Below are 3,475 nucleotides of genomic sequence, written 5' to 3'. Positions count from 1 at the left end.
TTGAAGTAACCTTTGGTTTGAGCCAAGAAAATTGGAATATGGTATGGGGTTGGTTGCCAGTTCAACAAAAATGTGATCTTGTCTGTAGACATCATATGGGGTACCGAGCTCGAATTCGTAATCATGTCATAGCTGTTTCCTGTGTGAAATTGTTATCCGCTCACAATTCCACACAACATACGAGCCGGAAGCATAAAGTGTAAAGCCTGGGGTGCCTAATGAGTGAGCTAACTCACATTAATTGCGTTGCGCTCACTGCCCGCTTTCCAGTCGGGAAACCTGTCGTGCCAGCTGCATTAATGAATCGGCCAACGCGCGGGGAGAGGCGGTTTGCGTATTGGGCGCTAGCGGAGTGTATATACTGGCTTACTATGTTGGCACTGATGAGGGTGTCAGTGAAGTGCTTCATGTGGCAGGAGAAAAAAGGCTGCACCGGTGCGTCAGCAGAATATGTGATACAGGATATATTCCGCTTCCTCGCTCACTGACTCGCTACGCTCGGTCGTTCGACTGCGGCGAGCGGAAATGGCTTACGAACGGGGCGGAGATTTCCTGGAAGATGCCAGGAAGATACTTAACAGGGAAGTGAGAGGGCCGCGGCAAAGCCGTTTTTCCATAGGCTCCGCCCCCCTGACAAGCATCACGAAATCTGACGCTCAAATCAGTGGTGGCGAAACCCGACAGGACTATAAAGATACCAGGCGTTTCCCCCTGGCGGCTCCCTCGTGCGCTCTCCTGTTCCTGCCTTTCGGTTTACCGGTGTCATTCCGCTGTTATGGCCGCGTTTGTCTCATTCCACGCCTGACACTCAGTTCCGGGTAGGCAGTTCGCTCCAAGCTGGACTGTATGCACGAACCCCCCGTTCAGTCCGACCGCTGCGCCTTATCCGGTAACTATCGTCTTGAGTCCAACCCGGAAAGACATGCAAAAGCACCACTGGCAGCAGCCACTGGTAATTGATTTAGAGGAGTTAGTCTTGAAGTCATGCGCCGGTTAAGGCTAAACTGAAAGGACAAGTTTTGGTGACTGCGCTCCTCCAAGCCAGTTACCTCGGTTCAAAGAGTTGGTAGCTCAGAGAACCTTCGAAAAACCGCCCTGCAAGGCGGTTTTTTCGTTTTCAGAGCAAGAGATTACGCGCAGACCAAAACGATCTCAAGAAGATCATCTTATTAATCAGATAAAATATTTCTAGGCACCAATAACTGCCTTAAAAAAATTACGCCCCGCCCTGCCACTCATCGCAGTACTGTTGTAATTCATTAAGCATTCTGCCGACATGGAAGCCATCACAAACGGCATGATGAACCTGAATCGCCAGCGGCATCAGCACCTTGTCGCCTTGCGTATAATATTTGCCCATGGTGAAAACGGGGGCGAAGAAGTTGTCCATATTGGCCACGTTTAAATCAAAACTGGTGAAACTCACCCAGGGATTGGCTGAGACGAAAAACATATTCTCAATAAACCCTTTAGGGAAATAGGCCAGGTTTTCACCGTAACACGCCACATCTTGCGAATATATGTGTAGAAACTGCCGGAAATCGTCGTGGTATTCACTCCAGAGCGATGAAAACGTTTCAGTTTGCTCATGGAAAACGGTGTAACAAGGGTGAACACTATCCCATATCACCAGCTCACCGTCTTTCATTGCCATACGAAATTCCGGATGAGCATTCATCAGGCGGGCAAGAATGTGAATAAAGGCCGGATAAAACTTGTGCTTATTTTTCTTTACGGTCTTTAAAAAGGCCGTAATATCCAGCTGAACGGTCTGGTTATAGGTACATTGAGCAACTGACTGAAATGCCTCAAAATGTTCTTTACGATGCCATTGGGATATATCAACGGTGGTATATCCAGTGATTTTTTTCTCCATTTTAGCTTCCTTAGCTCCTGAAAATCTCGATAACTCAAAAAATACGCCCGGTAGTGATCTTATTTCATTATGGTGAAAGTTGGAACCTCTTACGTGCCGATCAACGTCTCATTTTCGCCAAAAGTTGGCCCAGGGCTTCCCGGTATCAACAGGGACACCAGGATTTATTTATTCTGCGAAGTGATCTTCCGTCACAGGTATTTATTCGGCGCAAAGTGCGTCGGGTGATGCTGCCAACTTACTGATTTAGTGTATGATGGTGTTTTTGAGGTGCTCCAGTGGCTTCTGTTTCTATCAGCTGTCCCTCCTGTTCAGCTACTGACGGGGTGGTGCGTAACGGCAAAAGCACCGCCGGACATCAGCGCCATTCGCCATTCAGGCTGCGCAACTGTTGGGAAGGGCGATCGGTGCGGGCCTCTTCGCTATTACGCCAGCTGGCGAAAGGGGGATGTGCTGCAAGGCGATTAAGTTGGGTAACGCCAGGGTTTTCCCAGTCACGACGTTGTAAAACGACGGCCAGTGCCAAGCTTGCATGCCTGCAGGTCGACTCTAGAGGATCCCCCTCGAGTTAAGCTGGAAGAGCCAATCTCTTGAAAGTACCTTCCTGTCTGCATTTTTCTTGATGAATAGCCATCAATCTTTGAGCTTCCAAAGGATCAGAAACCTCTTCTGGTTCTGGCCAGGACAAGTATTCATTAGTGTAGTTCGAGACATAGTCTGGTGGCAAGATGGCTAATCTCTTACCGTAACCGGTAACCTTCTTCCAGTCACGGTGAACATTGTACAAAGATGAAGAGAAGTAAGCGTAACATCTTTGGTATTGCTTGTAGGATAGATCGTTGTTCAATTGAGGCTTGAAGTCGATGTATTCTTTCCAAGCCTTCACAGGGTCGGCTAGAACGTAGTCGGTTGCCTTCTTGATGGCTTTCAAGAACTTTCTGACCTTTTCAGGGTTCTTCTTCAAAAATTCATCGTTGCAGATGTAAAGAACGGTACAGAAGCAACAGCAACCCAAGCAAGCCAACTTGTCAATTCTCAACATTTTAGCATCAGAAGCTGGTCTGCCTTGCTTGGCCAAGTACTCTTCCAATTCGACTTGTTGCATACATTCGATACCAATACCGGCATCAATCTTACCTTCGATGATGTACTTGGCGACATTCATACCACATCTGACGGCGGTGTAGTCTTCTGGCTTCATACCGTAGTGCTTGGTCAATTCATCGATTTGGATCTTACCGAATTCACCAACGTAACCGATCTTCTTACCCTTTAGGGACTGGAAGTCTTCAGTGATACCACTGCCCTTTAAGTACAAGACACCGGTAAATGGTTCGTCCAACAAAGAGGCAACAGAGGTCACTGGGAAACCACGGGCCTTGGCAGCCAAGGTGTGGATCATGGCTTTCAAACCCATGTCGACCTTACCAGATCCAATTAACTCAGTGACATCGGAAGGATTGGTTGGTTCTAGGATGGCCATGTCTAGACCTTGCTCCTTGAAGTAACCTTTGGTTTGAGCCAAGAAAATTGGAATATGGTATGGGGTTGGTTGCCAGTTCAACAAAAATGTGATCTTGTCTGTAGACATCATATGGG

Annotated in this window: 2 protein-coding genes and 3 pseudogenes; 2 read left to right on the top strand and 3 right to left on the bottom strand. The window is 47.7% G+C overall.

Features of this window, described 5'->3' with window-relative positions:
• Positions 1 to 252: 252 nt before the first annotated feature.
• Positions 253 to 354, bottom strand: a pseudogene (locus BBA90_RS19475) (hypothetical protein); the annotation flags it as partial.
• A 492-nt stretch (positions 355 to 846) separates the two neighbouring features.
• Here BBA90_RS19475 and BBA90_RS19635 point away from each other — a divergent pair.
• Positions 847 to 960 carry a hypothetical protein gene (locus BBA90_RS19635; protein WP_059570819.1) on the top strand — a complete coding sequence of 38 codons (114 nt, stop codon included), beginning with the start codon at positions 847 to 849 and terminating at the stop codon, positions 958 to 960.
• Between the two features lie 256 nt (positions 961 to 1,216).
• Here BBA90_RS19635 and BBA90_RS03350 read toward each other — a convergent pair whose 3' ends face one another.
• Positions 1,217 to 1,876: a type A-1 chloramphenicol O-acetyltransferase gene (locus BBA90_RS03350; protein WP_000412211.1), complete on the bottom strand. Its 660-nt coding sequence runs from the start codon at positions 1,874 to 1,876 to the stop codon at positions 1,217 to 1,219.
• Between the two features lie 278 nt (positions 1,877 to 2,154).
• Here BBA90_RS03350 and BBA90_RS19280 point away from each other — a divergent pair.
• Positions 2,155 to 2,274 (top strand): annotated as a pseudogene (locus BBA90_RS19280) (IS1 family transposase); the annotation flags it as partial.
• Here BBA90_RS19280 and BBA90_RS19275 read toward each other — a convergent pair.
• Positions 2,238 to 2,402 (bottom strand): annotated as a pseudogene (locus tag BBA90_RS19275) (hypothetical protein); the annotation flags it as partial. The pseudogenes BBA90_RS19280 and BBA90_RS19275 overlap by 37 nt on opposite strands.
• Positions 2,403 to 3,475: the final 1,073 nt, after the last annotated feature.

The organism is Pantoea eucrina, from assembly GCF_001691555.1.
In the GTDB taxonomy this organism is placed as follows: Bacteria; Pseudomonadota; Gammaproteobacteria; order Enterobacterales; family Enterobacteriaceae; genus Pantoea; species Pantoea borealis.
The sequence above is the reverse complement of the archived record's forward strand: the minus strand, read 5'-3'. Positions and strand labels throughout refer to the sequence as shown.

What these genes read in the sequence shown, in the direction of transcription:
- BBA90_RS19635 (WP_059570819.1), top strand. Translation starts at nt 847, where the DNA reads ATGCACGAACCCCCCGTTCAGTCCGACCGCTGCGCCTTATCCGGTAAC.
- BBA90_RS03350 (WP_000412211.1), bottom strand. Translation starts at nt 1,876, where the DNA reads ATGGAGAAAAAAATCACTGGATATACCACCGTTGATATATCCCAATGG.